This window comes from Moraxella sp. CTOTU46934, assembly GCF_031979465.1.
GTDB classification, from domain to species: domain Bacteria; phylum Pseudomonadota; class Gammaproteobacteria; order Pseudomonadales; family Moraxellaceae; genus Faucicola; species Faucicola tetraodonis.
Window position 1 is genome coordinate 1 of the sequence record NZ_DALZEG010000016.1, and the last position, 14,854, is coordinate 14,854.

16 protein-coding genes are annotated in these 14,854 nt (G+C 43.3%); 5 read left to right on the plus strand and 11 right to left on the minus strand.

What is annotated here, in order from left to right; genetic code table 11:
* Both RTN07_RS10370 and RTN07_RS10375 read left to right on the plus strand, forming a co-directional pair.
* Positions 1-753, plus strand: a 753-nt coding sequence (locus tag RTN07_RS10370; protein WP_409455561.1) for an AzlC family ABC transporter permease, incomplete at its 5' end; no start/stop codon positions are given.
* A gap of 61 nt (positions 754-814) precedes the next feature.
* Entirely contained in the window at positions 815-1,186 is a 372-nt protein-coding gene (locus RTN07_RS10375) for an AzlD domain-containing protein (protein WP_312177866.1), read from the plus strand.
* Between the two features lie 43 nt (positions 1,187-1,229).
* Here RTN07_RS10375 and purF read toward each other — a convergent pair whose 3' ends face one another.
* The 9 genes from purF to tolQ form a co-directional block, all read right to left on the minus strand.
* Entirely contained in the window at positions 1,230-2,765 is a 1,536-nt protein-coding gene (gene purF / locus RTN07_RS10380) for an amidophosphoribosyltransferase (protein ID WP_065252635.1), read from the minus strand.
* A 113-nt stretch (positions 2,766-2,878) separates the two neighbouring features.
* Positions 2,879-3,412, minus strand: coding sequence for a CvpA family protein (locus RTN07_RS10385; protein ID WP_312177867.1), 534 nt, complete (start codon positions 3,410-3,412; stop codon positions 2,879-2,881).
* 24 nt (positions 3,413-3,436) lie between these two features.
* On the minus strand, positions 3,437-4,480 hold the full coding sequence (locus RTN07_RS10390; protein ID WP_312177869.1) for a quinone-dependent dihydroorotate dehydrogenase: 1,044 nt from the start codon (positions 4,478-4,480) through the stop codon (positions 3,437-3,439).
* 267 nt (positions 4,481-4,747) lie between these two features.
* Positions 4,748-5,260 (minus strand): DUF4870 family protein, encoded by a 513-nt coding sequence (locus RTN07_RS10395; protein WP_312177871.1) that lies wholly within the window; start codon positions 5,258-5,260, stop codon positions 4,748-4,750.
* 74 nt (positions 5,261-5,334) lie between these two features.
* Entirely contained in the window at positions 5,335-6,354 is a 1,020-nt protein-coding gene (locus RTN07_RS10400) for a hypothetical protein (RefSeq protein ID WP_312177873.1), read from the minus strand.
* Positions 6,355-6,427: 73 nt separating this feature from the next.
* Positions 6,428-7,738 carry a TolB periplasmic receptor gene (locus RTN07_RS10405; protein ID WP_312177874.1) on the minus strand — a complete coding sequence of 437 codons (1,311 nt, stop codon included), beginning with the start codon at positions 7,736-7,738 and terminating at the stop codon, positions 6,428-6,430.
* A gap of 126 nt (positions 7,739-7,864) precedes the next feature.
* Positions 7,865-8,830 (minus strand): cell envelope integrity protein TolA, encoded by a 966-nt coding sequence (gene tolA / locus RTN07_RS10410; RefSeq protein ID WP_076776113.1) that lies wholly within the window; start codon positions 8,828-8,830, stop codon positions 7,865-7,867.
* 132 nt (positions 8,831-8,962) lie between these two features.
* A complete protein-coding gene (gene tolR / locus RTN07_RS10415) occupies positions 8,963-9,430 on the minus strand; it encodes a protein TolR (protein ID WP_076776109.1) in 468 nt (155 codons plus the stop codon).
* 77 nt (positions 9,431-9,507) lie between these two features.
* The gene (tolQ, locus tag RTN07_RS10420; protein WP_076776105.1) at positions 9,508-10,236 is read right to left on the minus strand and encodes a protein TolQ; all 729 of its coding nucleotides are present in this window, start codon (positions 10,234-10,236) and stop codon (positions 9,508-9,510) included.
* 557 nt (positions 10,237-10,793) lie between these two features.
* Between tolQ and RTN07_RS10425 the strand changes: the two genes are divergently transcribed.
* The 3 genes from RTN07_RS10425 to RTN07_RS10435 all read left to right on the plus strand — a co-directional run bounded on the left by RTN07_RS10425 (position 10,794) and on the right by RTN07_RS10435 (position 13,315).
* The gene (locus RTN07_RS10425) at positions 10,794-11,372 is read left to right on the plus strand and encodes a TerD family protein (RefSeq protein WP_007116710.1); all 579 of its coding nucleotides are present in this window, start codon (positions 10,794-10,796) and stop codon (positions 11,370-11,372) included.
* Positions 11,373-11,439: 67 nt separating this feature from the next.
* On the plus strand, positions 11,440-12,042 hold the full coding sequence (locus RTN07_RS10430) for a TerD family protein (RefSeq protein ID WP_007116711.1): 603 nt from the start codon (positions 11,440-11,442) through the stop codon (positions 12,040-12,042).
* An 82-nt stretch (positions 12,043-12,124) separates the two neighbouring features.
* The gene (locus RTN07_RS10435; protein ID WP_312177878.1) at positions 12,125-13,315 is read left to right on the plus strand and encodes a S1 family peptidase; all 1,191 of its coding nucleotides are present in this window, start codon (positions 12,125-12,127) and stop codon (positions 13,313-13,315) included.
* A gap of 153 nt (positions 13,316-13,468) precedes the next feature.
* On the opposite strand, the gene RTN07_RS10440 is transcribed toward RTN07_RS10435, so the two are convergent.
* The gene (locus RTN07_RS10440; RefSeq protein ID WP_312177880.1) at positions 13,469-14,221 is read right to left on the minus strand and encodes a hypothetical protein; all 753 of its coding nucleotides are present in this window, start codon (positions 14,219-14,221) and stop codon (positions 13,469-13,471) included.
* Between the two features lie 137 nt (positions 14,222-14,358).
* The gene (locus RTN07_RS10445) at positions 14,359-14,772 is read right to left on the minus strand and encodes a hypothetical protein (protein ID WP_007116714.1); all 414 of its coding nucleotides are present in this window, start codon (positions 14,770-14,772) and stop codon (positions 14,359-14,361) included.
* Positions 14,773-14,854 lie beyond the last annotated feature (82 nt).

The window sequence follows — 14,854 nt, forward strand, 5'->3', positions numbered from 1 at the left end:
GCTGCTACCACATGTCTGGATACCACCTCAATAGGGGTATGGTCGGGGGCTTACAATGAATTAATGAAAAATGGGTTATGGCAACAGGCATTTAAAGTAAGCTTTCCTGTAGCAATGGGCTATATCCCCGCAGGGATTGCCTTTGGCGTGTTGTTTGTGGCAGCAAAACTTCCTATATGGGCGGCGATTTTATCTAGTGTGGTGTTATATGCGGGTGCGGCGCAATATGCTTCTATTACGCTGTTAGCGGGCGGGGTTGGAATCTCAACCATCGCCAGCAATACTTTAGCGATAAATTTGCGCCATGCTTTTTATGCCATTCCTTTGTTAAAACAATTACCAACCAATCCTATCAGTCGATTTTATTGCTTGTTTGCGTTAACCGATGAAACTTTTTCCGTGTTAACCACCCTTCATGAAAATGAACGCCAAAGGCTGATACTACCTGTGAGTTTACTCAATCAGTGTTATTGGGTTATCGGTACCATATTGGGGATTTTGCTGGGTGAAGGGCTCAATGATTGGGTACCCCATTTGGATTTTGCGTTAGTGTGCTTATTTGCTATTTTAGCCTACGAGCAGTTTAAAGCGGTCAAGGCTTACTATCCCATTTTCATCGCCATCATTGCATTTATAGTGGCGTTTTATTTTATATCCGATTGGTTGCTACTATCAGCGATTTGCGTGAGTTTGGGACTCATTATCATCCACTTTTTTATGGGCAATAAATCTGCTCATGAGCAAACTCTCTGACAGTTCAAACTACCTGACAGCTCAACCGCCAAAAAATTTATCCATTAATCGTTAGAATATTATGAACACACCACCTGATAACGTTTATTTAATCGCCGCTACTTTTGCCATGGCGTTGGTGACTTTTCTCACCCGCTTGACCCCGATAATTTTGCCAAAGCGATTATTGGATGCCCCCTTGTTGCTCGCGGTGAATAAAGCATTGCCATTATCCGTGATGACGCTGTTGATTTTAACTTCCTTGCATTGGCAGCAGCCTAAGCCTATAAGTATGAGTCTGGGCTTATCACCATTACTTGTGGCAGAGATATTAGCGCTGATAGTGGTGTTGCTCAGCTATCATTGGAAAAAGCAATTACTGCTAAGTATGCTAGTGGGGATTGCTAGCCTTAACGGGTTTTTATGGGGATTAAATCTGATAGGTTTTCAATAGCCATAAAAAAAGCCCAACTTGGGCTTTTTTTATGCAGGATAACTTATACCTCGGTTTGTACCCCGACGATATCCACAGGCGTATCAGCCACGTCTTGTATGCCAGATTTTTTCTGTTTGGCTTTATCACTGCGTTTACGCTGTAATTCATCCAAATAATCTTCATCAATACCACCGGCGATGTATTTGCCATCAAATACCGAACAATCAAATTTTTTGGCATCGCTGTGTTTGTCTTGTACCGCTTCAATCAAGTCATCCAAATCTTGGAATATCAAACGATCCGCGCCGATGATTTTACACACTTCTTCCACACTATGACCTGAGGCAATCAGCTCATTGCGCGCTGGCATGTCAATACCATACACATTGGGATATTTGACCGGTGGCGCGGCACTGGCAAAATACACATTATTGGCGCCTGCATCACGTGCCATTTGGATAATCTCGTGACAAGTCGTGCCACGTACAATTGAATCATCGACCAACAATACGTTTTTATTTCTAAATTCAAAAGGCACCGCGCTTAATTTTTGACGTACCGATTTTTTGCGCTGCTGTTGACCTGGCATAATAAAGGTGCGACCGATATAACGGTTTTTCATAAAGCCTTCACGGTATTTTACGCCTAGATGCTGAGCCAGTTCCATCGCAGAAGTACGTGAGGTATCGGGAATAGGAATAACCACATCAATACCGTGATCTTCACCCCATTCTTTGATGATTTTCTGCGCTAACGACTCGCCCATACGCATACGGGCTTTATAAACAGAAATATTATCAATAATCGAATCTGGGCGGGCAAAATAGACGTATTCAAAAATACAAGGTCTAAACTCTTTGGCTTCGACACATTGGCGACTAAAGAAGTTATTGTTTTCATCAATAAAAATCGCTTCACCGGGCTTCACATCTCGAACGATATCAAAACCCAATGCAGTTAACGCAACTGACTCAGATGCCACCACATATTCAAAACCGCCATTTTCCGCTAATCGTTGACCAAAAATCAGCGGACGAATGCCATTGGGGTCACGAAATGCCAAAATACCATAGCCCGTAATCATAGCGACTACCGCATACGCGCCTTCGATACGTTTGTAGACGGATGTCATCGCTTCAAAAATATCATCGGGGCTTGGATGCTGGATACCGAGTTTTTGCATCTCATGCGCTAGCACATTGAGCAAGACTTCTGAATCAGAATCGGTATTAATATGGCGCATATCTTCCATAAACAGTTCTTTGGCAATCTCTTCTGCGTTGGTCAAATTACCATTATGCGCCAAGGTAATACCATACGGCGAATTGACATAAAAAGGCTGAGCTTCCGCACTGCTAGACGTACCAGCTGTTGGGTAACGTACATGCCCGATGCCTTGATTACCGACAAGACGCATCATATGACGTGTCATGAACACATCGCGCACCATGCCATTTTCTTTACGCAAAAACAGACGGCCATCTTGACATGTCACAATACCCGCGGCATCTTGCCCACGATGCTGCAGCATAGTCAGCGCATCGTATAGCATTTGATTAACTTCACTGTGAGCGGCTATACCGACAACTCCACACATATTTTACCCCTTTAATTTTTCACCGATGGCTATGAGACCTGATGAAAAGAGACCTGATGAAAATTGAATGAAACTAGCTTTTTTGCCGGCTGACAATTACAATACTTTAGCCGTCAGTCAAACTTACCAATGCTATTGCCCATTTGCCCTATTCCTTCGAAAGCGGTTTTCCCCAGATTGGCAGCAAGCTGTTGGGTGATTTGTGTGGCAAAAGGTGCCATTGGCAGTAGCGCATTGGCAAACTTAGACTGCTGCCAAAAGTCACGTTGACTGACAAAAGGCGCCAATAAACTGAGCAGCATCAACACAATGACCAAATTTTTGACCAAGCCAAACCCTGCGCCCGCCAATTTATCTAGGATACTCAGTCTAAGCCCCTGCAAGGTTTTACTCATCACCCATAATACGATTTGCAGTCCCACGATGACAAATAAGCCAATTGCCAAAAATGCCGCAATAATACTAAGGCCAGTTGAGCCAGTCAGCGAAACAAAAAACGGTGCTAAAGGTTTTGCCAAATAACTGGCTAGCAGCAGTGCCAATAGCCAACCAAACATGCCCACCAGTGAGCGCATCAAGCCATTATTAAATCCCTGCCACAACCCCATAAACAATACAAACAACACTAGCATATCTAACAAAGTCATCAGGTTAAGCTCGTATCATGGGATTTACAAAGTAGAAGGTGAATGTTGGCTTAAACGATAACCGTCAATGGCTTCCACACAGGTTTGAATGAGCTCAGGTCCTTCATAAATCAAACCACTATAGAGCTGAATCAAATCCGCACCTGCTTCAATCTTTTTAACCGCACGTTGACCATTGTCAATACCGCCTACGCCAATAAGCGCCACTGAGCTCGGTAAGCGTTCAGCAAACTGCTCAAGAACTTGGGTGCTACGGTGGCTCAGTGGTCGACCTGATAGCCCGCCTGCTTCTTGACTGGTTTTGTAGTCTTCTACCCCATTACGGCTTAGGGTGGTATTGGTGGTAATCAGCCCATCAATATCAAAACGCACCAATTCTTTGGCAATATAATCAATTTGGTCTTCTTCCAAATCTGGGGCAACTTTCAGCACTAATGGCACATAATACTGATGTTGGCTAGCGAGTTGGCTGTGGCGTGATTTGATACCATCAAGCAGCGCCGTGAGCGCATCACCACTTTGCAGGTCACGCAGGTTTTTGGTATTGGGAGAGGAAATATTCACCGTAATATAAGACGCGTAAGGATACACGCGCTCAAGACAATAAATATAATCATCTAGGGCATTTTCAACTGGCGTGCTGGCATTTTTGCCAATGTTAATACCCAAAATACCTTGATATTTTGCACGCTTGACTTGCTCAATGAGATAATCGACGCCTTTATTGTTAAATCCCATGCGATTGATAATAGCATGGGCTTCTTTGATACGAAACAGACGGGGTTTGTCATTGCCAGGCTGTGGTTTTGGGGTAATCGTACCAATTTCGATATAGCCAAAACCCAATGCCGCTAACGCATCGATATATTCGCCGTTTTTATCAAGCCCGGCTGCCAAACCAACCGGATTGGTAAAGGTTAACCCCATACATTCTGTCGTCAATTCTTGCTTACCGTACAAAAACCCGAGCATCCCAAATTTTTGCGATTTTTCGAGTAATGATAACGTGATTTCGTGGGCTTTTTCAGGATCGGTGTTAAATAAGAACGGACGAAGAAAGGCATACATAGTTGAATAAGCACTCACATTGCATGGGTGAATCTAATTGACTCTGCCCTTTATACAAGCAGAACTAACCTATTTAGCTTGAGAGATAGCACCCGTTGACGCGCTGTCTAGACTATCTCGTCAAAATCAGAAAAGCTATTATATCAGTGTTGACGCTAAATAAACACCTGCAATTTTCTTTGCCTTCACTGCTACATTAACTACTATATGAGCTTAACTCGGCTTATAGATTACAGATTTTAGCTTTTAACGTCCTATAATCAAAGACTAAGGCACGGCTCGACCATTTGACAACGCAATCCAACCACGAATAATGCGATACAGATGCCATAAGACTGTGGCGACGATTATCAAGCCGCCTAAAGCACCGACAATAAAGCTACCACCCATCGTACGATTGCTATCAAAGGCGGCGCCAAAAAATAGCCCACCCGTTGCAAAAATCACCATGACAAAACCAATCATCCAAAAAAATATACTGTACCAAAATGTTTTGATTTGCCAATCAAAGTGACTATAAAGCCACGTGTTCCTAGCCTCATCGCGCTTTAAATAATTCATCACAATCGGAATAATCCAAGTCAGCCCCGCGGTAAAATAACTAAACAGGGCAAGCGCATAAGTAATGTGGTTATAATTGATTTGGCTTTGGGTCACCGGTAAGTGTTGACTGAGCTGCGTGTATTGCGGTAACGCTGATGGATAACCATTCGCCCCACTACCAAATTGTGGGTTGGCTGGGTCAGGTGTGTGAGCATCTGTTGGTTTTTCTAGGTTCATTATAATTTTCCATCAATGATTATTACTTTTTTTATCGGGTCGTAGTATAGAATTTCAATTGATTGTTATGGACTTTAGGGTATTACCCAAATCGGTTCTCGAATGGTAAATGGTTGGTGGTTGCTATCGGCAAACTCGACCGTCCAGCTAACAGGGGACTGCTGTGATGCCAATGGTTTAAAGGTTGGTACTGGGATGATTTTTATGCGGTTTTTTGCCGAATACAGTAAATAGTTGCCATCGGGCGAAAAGTTGGCAGGTTCAGCCAATCCTTCATCATTGATAGCGATATTTTTTTTAGTTGCCATATCTGCGAGCCTGCCTTGGCTATTATCGCTGACGTAAGTGATCAAACGCCCCGAGGGACTAACCCGAGCGATGGCATTGGTTTTACCGGGCAAGTTTAAAGGCAAAAATTGTTGTTTTGCAAAATGGTATTGATAAAGTTGCGGTTGTAAAAATTTGGCTTTATCTGACGTAAATATAAATGACTTGCCATCGGGCAGCCACACAGGGGCTAAATCAATTGCTGGTTGATGGGTCAGTTGTTGTTTTATATTGCCGCTGCTATCGGTCAAAAAAATCTCTGGATTGCCCATTTGGCTATTTGCTAGTAACAATTGGCGTCCATCGGGGGAGATTGCCCCGCTAAAATTATGAGTACGTTTGGCAGAAACCGCAGACACATCAGAAACCCCAGACACCCCAGAAATCTCAGTAACTTGCAAAGTCGCTCTATCAAGGATAACGACTTGAGGATAACTTTTGCCTGCTTGAACTGTAAAAATCAGGCGGTCACCTAAGCGACTGGCGGATAAGCTCATTATCGTCCCATTGACCTTATACAAAGTCTTTGGGTTGCTGCCATCGATTTGGGTTTCAATCAGCTGCCCTTGGCGATTTTCCCCAAATCCAGTTAAATAAATAAAAATTAACTTGCCTGACAGCTGTCTAGCATCCATATGCGGCAAATTGGTTGGCGCAGTCGCTATGACTTTGGGCAATGAGGTCGAACTTTGCAAGGAGGTGCTAGATATGTTTGTTGATGGCGAATGCATGGTCTGACACCCTGTCATCGCCAAGCTAATTGCCATGACAATTGCCATAACAGCGGCGCACCATAAACGGGGTAAGAGATAAACATGCTTCATGTTATTTGAAGTTTCGTTAAGGTAAAACATTATTGGCGTCTGGATTGAGCCAAAGTGGTCCATAAATCAAGCCATTGGGTACGCCATTTTGGGATGGGCTAATGCTGATGGATTTGCCATTGGATACAATGGTAATGACATTTTTATTGGAGTAAATATAGTGTTGTCCATTGGGTGAGACACCTGGGGCTTCACTTAACCCAACGTTATTTACAGCGGTTACCGAGCGCGAACCTAGATCCATCACCACGCCTTGATTGGCGCCCGACAAATAGGACATTTTTTTACCATCATTGCTAATGCGCCCCATACTGCTCAGTCCGCCGCCTGTCAAACGCTGCTCACTACCGGTTGCCAAATTGTATAGATAAATTTGACCTTTATTACCGCCTTTTTTGCCACCGGCTCTATCTGAAGTGTAGACAAATGATTGCCCATCAGGCGCCCAACTAGGATAAATAGCTCCCACAGGGTCATTGGTCAAGCGACGAGAATTGCCACCTTGCGCCAAATAAATCTGCGGTATGCCATTCTCAAAACTGCTACTAAATATCACGCGACCATCTTTACTCACGGATGCGCCATAGTTCATGGCTTTAAAATTCGTCAAATTGCTGACTGCCCCACTGACAATATTGGCAGACATGACCTGCGGATAGCCTAGCGTGTCGGGCTGAACTTGGAAAGTAAAGGTTTGATTGTCAGCAGAGGTATTTAGGGTTTTAATGGTACCGTTAAACTCATAAATCACTTTTGGGTTAAACCCGTCCACATCAGAAATGACCAAACGTGACACACGGTTTTTAGGCTTGCCTGTTTCCACCACATACGCAATACGCCCAGAAAAATCGCCTTTGATGCCTGTCAATATCTCATAGATACGGTCAGCAACCTTATGCCCTGCCATACGCAAACTTTGCGAGTTATTTTTGCTGGTGACGGTTTGCAGACCCTGCATCACCTCGCCTGTCGCGACATTAATCACTTCAAAATTAATTTCAACATTGCCACGATTGCTGCGCGTATTGCCGACCACCAGATAAGGGACGGCGTTATGCTGCCAGACAGGCAAAGTGACTTCACTACTGCTATGAGGCTGCTCTGGCAACTTGCTATCTAAAGTAAATTGCCCCAAATTGGTCAAATCATTGGTGATGATGCCCGAGATACTCTCCGCGCCAGCAAATGGTACGATGGCGACTTGCAAGTTAGAGCGTGGTGCCTGCTTGACTAGGGTAAAATCAACGTTATCAGCAGCGTTTGCTAGAGGTGGCATCGCAGTGGTAGACAAGGCAACGACTGCCGCTTTCAAAAGAGTATGGTTCATAATTAGCCTGCAATATTTATAATTATTAAAAAAGTGGTTTTAAAATAATAGCATTGTTTTGATCGCCAAAAAAGATTGGGCAAGGCTAGGCGCTACAACACTGTTTAGCTTTACTATTTGACTTTACTATTTGGCTTTAAAATTGCCCGTCATGGTTCTTGCCCCATTTGGCGGGGGCGGCAGCGGACTTGATTGGTTGATTGCTTGTTGTAAGCTTGCTTTAAAAGCGGCATCACTACTGCCGCGAATAGTGATATTACTAATTGTCCCATCCGCAGCAATGCTAAATGACGCCGTTAATGAATTGCCATTACTATTGGTTGGTACATTCCAGTTTGCATCAATCATCGCCATGACTTGGCTGACATAGCCTGCCGAACTCCCTCCCGATGCACCACCACGTCTGCTAGAACCTTGACCGCCAGATGATTGCGATTGCGCTGCACCTGTAGATTGACCATCTTTACCCAAATCCAGTGACTTGATACCATTGTCACTTTGCCGCTCGCTATTGGCATTGAGATTTTTATTATAGGCGGCATTGTTGGCGCGTATTTCGTTTTTTACCTCATCAATATTGCTTTCGGCAATTTTATAATCTTGCAGATTTCGCTGCTGGGTTTCATTGCGCTGGTTTAATTCATCAATCACGCTCTGTCTTTCAGCTGCTACTTCCCGGTCTAGCTTTTCAGCAAACAGCGCCTGCTCTTTTTCCCATTGCGCCTGCTTGGCGGCTAACGTATTTTTAACCGTTTCAATTTGATTGGTTGATGTCGAATGGGGCGTGTTCATTGGCACAGTTGATAGGGTTTGCGAATTTAAAGACGGTGTGTGAGCGTCAGCCATCTCGCCAGCCGTGGCTTGGTTTTGCGCAAGCTCATTTTGTTGGTTGGCTTTGATTTGCTGTTGCATTGCCGACAACTGCTCAGGGGTAATCAACGAGGTTTCCATGGGCGCTGGCGGGGTGTTATGATAAAAGAAAAACAATAACCCAACCACCAACGCATGGGCAATGGCACTGAGCACAATCGCCAAAAACGGGTAATCGGGTGTTTTGACGGGTACATAGACTGAGGTCACTTCAGCATACATCGTCTCAGTATTTCCTTATTCTAGCAAAAATGTTCAATCAAAAATTAAAAGGTCATCGTATTAGAAAGCTACTTGATTAAAAAGCTACTTCATTTAAAAGCTGCTTGATTAAAAAACCACTTGATTAAAAGGCTACTTGCTGGCTGCTTTTGGCGGTGCCGTTAACAAGCCAACCTTTTGGATGCCCGCTTGCTGCAAGTTTGCCATCAATTGGATAATATCACCATATTGGTTATTTTGATCGGCATTAATCATCACATTGACATTGGGCTTACCATCGAACTGGTATTGAGGCTGAGATTGCAAATTATTCAAAGTCGCAATTAACGCCTCTTCGCTCATTGGCTCATCGGTTTTGTCCTGGGTACTTAAATATAGCTGCCCATCAGATTTTAGCGACACAATCACCGGTAACTGCGTGCCTTGCTGTAGTGATTTGGTTTGCGCTTTTGGCAAATCAATATCCACTCCCGTCGTTAGCATGGGCGCGGTCACCATAAATATAACAAGCAGCACCAACATAACGTCAATATAAGGCACCACATTCATGCCTGCATTGAGTTTTTGAGGACGGCTACGGCTGTAAGGGTTTGCTTTCATAGTGTCAAGTTGTTCAATAAAATTTATCTAACATTTATTTAGCATTTAGCGTTTAGCGTTTAGCGTTTAGCATTTATCTAGCGAGCGAGCGGGGGCATCATGGCAGGTGAATTGAGCCCCGTCGGTAAGTTGGTAGCCGTATCCACAGTTTGTCGCAGTAACATGCCTGTCATCTCATCACAGAACAAGCTACGACTTTGATAAACTTTATCGTTTTTTGCGGTAAAGTGGTTGAAAGCCAGTGCCGCTGGAATCGCAGCAAACAACCCGAGCGCCGTGGCAATCAAGGCTTCGGCAATACCCGGGGCAACCGCAGCCAGTGTGGCTTGCGAAGAAGTCGATAAGCCCATGAAAGCCGTCATAATCCCCCAGACCGTACCAAGCAGACCGATATATGGCGAGACCGAGGCAATACTGGCTAGCAACGGCAATCCTTGCTCAAGCTCGAGTTGCTGACGCCCCAAGCCAACGCGAAGTTTGCGCTCGACGCCTTCAATGATTTCACTACGCGCTTGGGTGTTTTTGAGCAGTTTTAAAAACTCACTAAAGCCAATAAAAAAGATTTGCTCAAGTCCACTTCTATCTGGGTTACCTTGAACGCCTTTGTATAGGGTTGGCAATTCAACCCCGGACCAAAAGGTTTGCTCAAAATAATTATCGGCGCGCGTGGCAATTGCCAAGCGACTACTTAAACGAAAAATAGTGACCCAACACAACAAAGAAGCAAATAATAAAATGCCCATGATAATTTTGACGAAAATACTGGCGTGCGTTACCAAACTAACGAGATCAATCGAGCCTTCCATAAAGTTATGCTTCCCCAACCATCCAAATTACTAAATATAAGTCACTAAATATAAATTACTAAATATTTTGATGCCAGCTTATTAACAGCCCGCCAGCCATACCCGATTAAAACCAAAAACCAAAAAACAAAAACTAGTGCAATTATAAGGTCGAGCACTAGAATTTACATAAGCATATTGTAACCAATAACATCTGCTAATCGTATAAAAACTTTTGGTAGATTTTATCAAGCAGCTTGACGGTCAAAGTATTAGAAATTCCCGCAGGTGACAAGGCTGCCATCAGTTGATTTTGGCGCGGGCTTCAGCCTTATAGGTGTCGCTGTGTTCTACTCTTTTCTTACTCATGGTAAACTCTGGTTTAGGATGCAAGTTTAGTAAATATTTTTCTTCCGTTTTTTTTAAGCATACCTCAAAAATTTTAAAATATTTTTTGTATAAAGCGTTAAGCTAAAGAATAGAGCTTTGACTTTATACAGATAATTGTTTAATTTAAGGGAGGAAAACACCCTCAGAAAAATTTTAGCTAATTCAATATTATAATATAGGAGATACAAATGGCTATTTCACTTAATAAAGGCGGTAACTTATCCCTGTCAAAAACAGATCCTACCCTAACACGGTTATTAATTGGTCTAGGTTGGGATGAGCGTGCCACATCAGGGGCAGAGTTTGACTTAGATGCCAGCGTATTTTTGCTTAATAATACAGGCAAAGTACGCGGTGACCATGACTTTATTTTTTATAACCAACTAAAATCTGACAACGGTGCAGTTGAACACACCGGGGACAACCGCTCAGGGGCAGGTGACGGTGATGACGAAGTGATCAAAGTTAACCTGTCACAAGTACCAGCCGATATTGAAAAAATTGCAGTCACTGTGACCATCCACGATGCCCAAGCTCGTAATCAAAACTTTGGTCAAGTATCCAATGCCTTCATTCGTGTGGTCAATGAAGAAACAGGGGCAGAGGTAGTACGGTTTGACTTAGCAGAAGACTATTCCATCGAAACTGCGATGGTATTTGGTGAAGTCTACAAACACAATGGCGAATGGAAATTTCGTGCGGTGGGTCAAGGCTATGCAGGTGGCTTAGCAGCTATGTGCCAACAATATGGCGTAAATATCGGCTAAATCGGATTTTAAGCAGCAATTTACCATTAAAATAACTATAACAAATCATTAAATAAAGGATATAAAGATGGCGGTTAGTCTACAAAAAGGACAAAAAATTTCACTCGATAAAGAAGCAGGCACGGCACTGACTCGTATCAAAATGGGTCTAGGGTGGGATGTTGCATCCACCCCAAAATCCGGTGGCTTTTTGGGCAGTCTATTCGGTGGCGGCGGTAGTAATGATAGTATCGATTTGGATGCATCTTGCATTATGTTTGACGCGAGCAAACAGCCCATCGATGCAATTTGGTTTGGTCAACTGCAGTCAAAGGATGGTAGTATCGTTCATACAGGCGATAACCGCACAGGCGCAGGGGATGGCGATGATGAAGTCATCAATGTCGATTTATCTCGTGTCCCTGCTCATGTACAGTCACTGGTATTTACTGTGAATAGCTTTACGGGTCAAACATTTGAGAAAGTTGCCAATGCGTTTTGTCGTATCGTTAATGCCGGCAATAATAGCGAAGTGGCTCGCTATAACTTATCAGCCCAAGGCAGTCATACCGCGCTGATTTTAGCAAAGATTTATCGCCACAATGGTGAATGGAAAATGCATGCCATTGGTGAAATTGCCAGTGGTCGTACCTTTCATGATTTGATGCCGGCCATTACACCACATGCCTAACGTCTAATTGTAGATAACAATACCCTATTTGCTGTCAATGGGGTATTTTTTTATTCGGATAATAAAAAAATAAGGAAACACGATGCCAACTTTGGTACTTGGGGCAAATACGCCTATCCCCCACACGCCTTGCCAAGTGACAGTAACTAGCCAAAATGCTAGTCGTTTTGGGGTTGAGATGGGCTGCGTTTGGATAGCGATGGACGCGAGTCGCCGAGCAACTACCAGCCCTGCTTATCTGCATGAAAGCAAAGATTGGGCAGCGCTGACAGTCGAGAGTGAGAAAAGCCATGTTTGGAAATTAGACTTAGCCCATGTGTTTTCACAAAATCAAACCCAGCATCTGCAACTGATCGTGTATGCTTACCAAGACGCTAGTGTGATTGCCCCTGCGGTGGAAGTCAATGATATAAGTATTAAAGTGGGCAATGACATTGATTATACGTTTCATACCCCAGAGCGCCATATCAAAGCCAGTATTGTGCTGGAGATCTACCAGCGTAATGGGCAATATAAATGCCGAGCACTCGCGGAAACATCTAGTCAAAGTCTAGCCAATTTTGCCGACCGTTTACAAATCAGCCTTGACGCCCGTTACCCTAACAACATGACGACAGGCAACGTTTTGCACGCCATACCAGACAACAGACGTCCTCGCCCTCAGCCAGGTGACACTTGGACTGGGACGGCTTTTGCAATTGATCCCTATCATTTACTCACTTGTGAGCATGTGGTGGACGGGGCAAACCAAATCGCACTGCGTCAACAAGGCTATCCCGATATGGAATGCCAAGTGGTGCTGGCAGATGAAGGTAGTGATACCGCGTTACTTAAAGTCAATCAGCCTTTACCAAGTTATCTGCCCGTGCGAGAACGTGGCTATGATTTGCTGGGCGAGCAGATTACCACGCTTGGTTTTCCGCTAACAGGTCTTGGTAGTCAATTACAAGTCACCCAAGGCAATATCGCAGGGCTACAAGGCATTGGCAATGATATTCGTTTTATGCAGTTTACTGCGCCAATTCAGCCTGGCTCAAGTGGCAGTCCGCTCCTGCTTCCCACAGGCGAAGTGGTCGGTATGGTTACCCACACCATTGCCAATACCCAAAACATGAATTATGCCGTCAAATATCAATTATTATCCGCGCTTTTGACCAGCTGCGGTCTTAATGTAGGCGAGCTTACCCACAATATTAGCCAAACACCCCTATCCACGCCTCAGATTACCAAACAGAGTAAATCTGCTTTGTGGTTAGTTGGCTGTGGTGCGTGACAGCTTTTTATCAGACTGAACTTATCGGAGTCAGCAGAGAAGATATACAATCAAAAAAGTTAACACTTTAGACTCACAACGATTAAAAAATCACTCAATCAAGCGCTAATACTGCAGCAGATGGCTAAATGCGTCTAGATTTTTGGTGGCTATTCACGGGTCGGCAATAAAATGCTGTGTTTGGGCATAAGATTGCGCTTCTGATTTAATTAGCGCCAACCATTCATTGGCAATGACGGGATGCGACTGAAAATATGCCATCATCCAATTGGCTAACGGCTTAGGCACAGGCACAAATTGGGTGGAAGGCAAAATGGATTGGACGCCATTGCCATTGGTGTCATCGCTGTCATACACAAGCTCAACCTGCGGATTTTTTTGAATAATTTCTACCCCGGTAATCTGCCAATTGGTAAAAGCATTATCAATCGCATAGGGCAACGATTCTGCTTGAGATAATTTTGATTGTAGATAGATGGGCTCAAATGTTTTGATGGTATTCACCCAATGCAAGCGTAATGCAATGTCAGGGTGTTGATAAAACACCACCAATTTGCCAGCAAACTTTATTTGCCAAGGATTAACAACTTGGTGGAGATGAATGCCAAGCATTTGCGCAAATTGCTCTCGCGTCAGCAATCGATCAAAGCTTGCTAGCAATTGACCATTTAGCGGATGTTGCAGTTTGAGTAGGTCGGATAAATACTCATAATGGTAAATAAACTTCATAGGCAAGTGCTGTGAAATAACCCCATCCGTCACTTGACACCGATGCACTTTCCAATGCGGCATGGTATCGGTGATAAGCGCAAGCAAGTCTATGATGGTTTTGTTTTTAGTTTTAGTTTGATTATCGAGTGTTGAATCGATAGTTGACGTATTAGCATCCGTTTGAGTGACTAGCAAGCGATTTCCTTTTAACTGGTTGGTTTATCACAATTGCTTCATTATAAAACTTTTTTCATGCATTTGAGCCAAAAAAAATCATCACATGGTGAAATGCAATGATTCATCTAAAAAACTGTTGTTGCTAATAGTTGTAGTTAATAATAGGCAGCATTTAGCAATAGACCGACCGCTAAAAAAAACCAAATAATAAAGACGACACTAAGCCATTTACGATGATATCGCCAAGATTCATTATCGATTTTGTTATCGGTTGTCAAATCATCCGCCAAATCCTCTATGGCGGGTTTTCTTGGTAACTTTGCAGACTTGTTAAAAATATCTTTAAATCGTAAGTCTCTGGTTAATTGATTGTCCTCACCTTTTATGGTAAAAAAATTAGATGAGTAATCTGCTAAATAAGTTTGAGAATTAAGCGAATGCGGTAATACCGATTTGACGGTCGCTTGGCGATAATCATGCTCAAGCACGTTAGCAAAAACTAACTGAGACGCCAAACTTTGAGATGCTAAGCCACTCCTTATACTGTCATGTGTTTTGTTAATTTTCATGTTAAATACCCCTTCTTGATAGATAACATTATAGGGATATCATGCCGTTATTTAATCATAGGTTTGATTGTGGTTTTGTTAT

Coding starts and splice junctions, on each gene's coding strand:
- RTN07_RS10375 (WP_312177866.1), top strand. CDS start 815: ATGAACACACCACCTGATAACGTTTATTTAATCGCCGCTACTTTTGCC.
- purF (WP_065252635.1), bottom strand. CDS start 2,765: ATGTGTGGAGTTGTCGGTATAGCCGCTCACAGTGAAGTTAATCAAATG.
- RTN07_RS10385 (WP_312177867.1), bottom strand. CDS start 3,412: ATGACTTTGTTAGATATGCTAGTGTTGTTTGTATTGTTTATGGGGTTG.
- RTN07_RS10390 (WP_312177869.1), bottom strand. CDS start 4,480: ATGTATGCCTTTCTTCGTCCGTTCTTATTTAACACCGATCCTGAAAAA.
- RTN07_RS10395 (WP_312177871.1), bottom strand. CDS start 5,260: ATGAACCTAGAAAAACCAACAGATGCTCACACACCTGACCCAGCCAAC.
- RTN07_RS10400 (WP_312177873.1), bottom strand. CDS start 6,354: ATGGCAATTAGCTTGGCGATGACAGGGTGTCAGACCATGCATTCGCCA.
- RTN07_RS10405 (WP_312177874.1), bottom strand. CDS start 7,738: ATGAACCATACTCTTTTGAAAGCGGCAGTCGTTGCCTTGTCTACCACT.
- tolA (WP_076776113.1), bottom strand. CDS start 8,830: ATGTATGCTGAAGTGACCTCAGTCTATGTACCCGTCAAAACACCCGAT.
- tolR (WP_076776109.1), bottom strand. CDS start 9,430: ATGAAAGCAAACCCTTACAGCCGTAGCCGTCCTCAAAAACTCAATGCA.
- tolQ (WP_076776105.1), bottom strand. CDS start 10,236: ATGGAAGGCTCGATTGATCTCGTTAGTTTGGTAACGCACGCCAGTATT.
- RTN07_RS10425 (WP_007116710.1), top strand. CDS start 10,794: ATGGCTATTTCACTTAATAAAGGCGGTAACTTATCCCTGTCAAAAACA.
- RTN07_RS10430 (WP_007116711.1), top strand. CDS start 11,440: ATGGCGGTTAGTCTACAAAAAGGACAAAAAATTTCACTCGATAAAGAA.
- RTN07_RS10435 (WP_312177878.1), top strand. CDS start 12,125: ATGCCAACTTTGGTACTTGGGGCAAATACGCCTATCCCCCACACGCCT.
- RTN07_RS10445 (WP_007116714.1), bottom strand. CDS start 14,772: ATGAAAATTAACAAAACACATGACAGTATAAGGAGTGGCTTAGCATCT.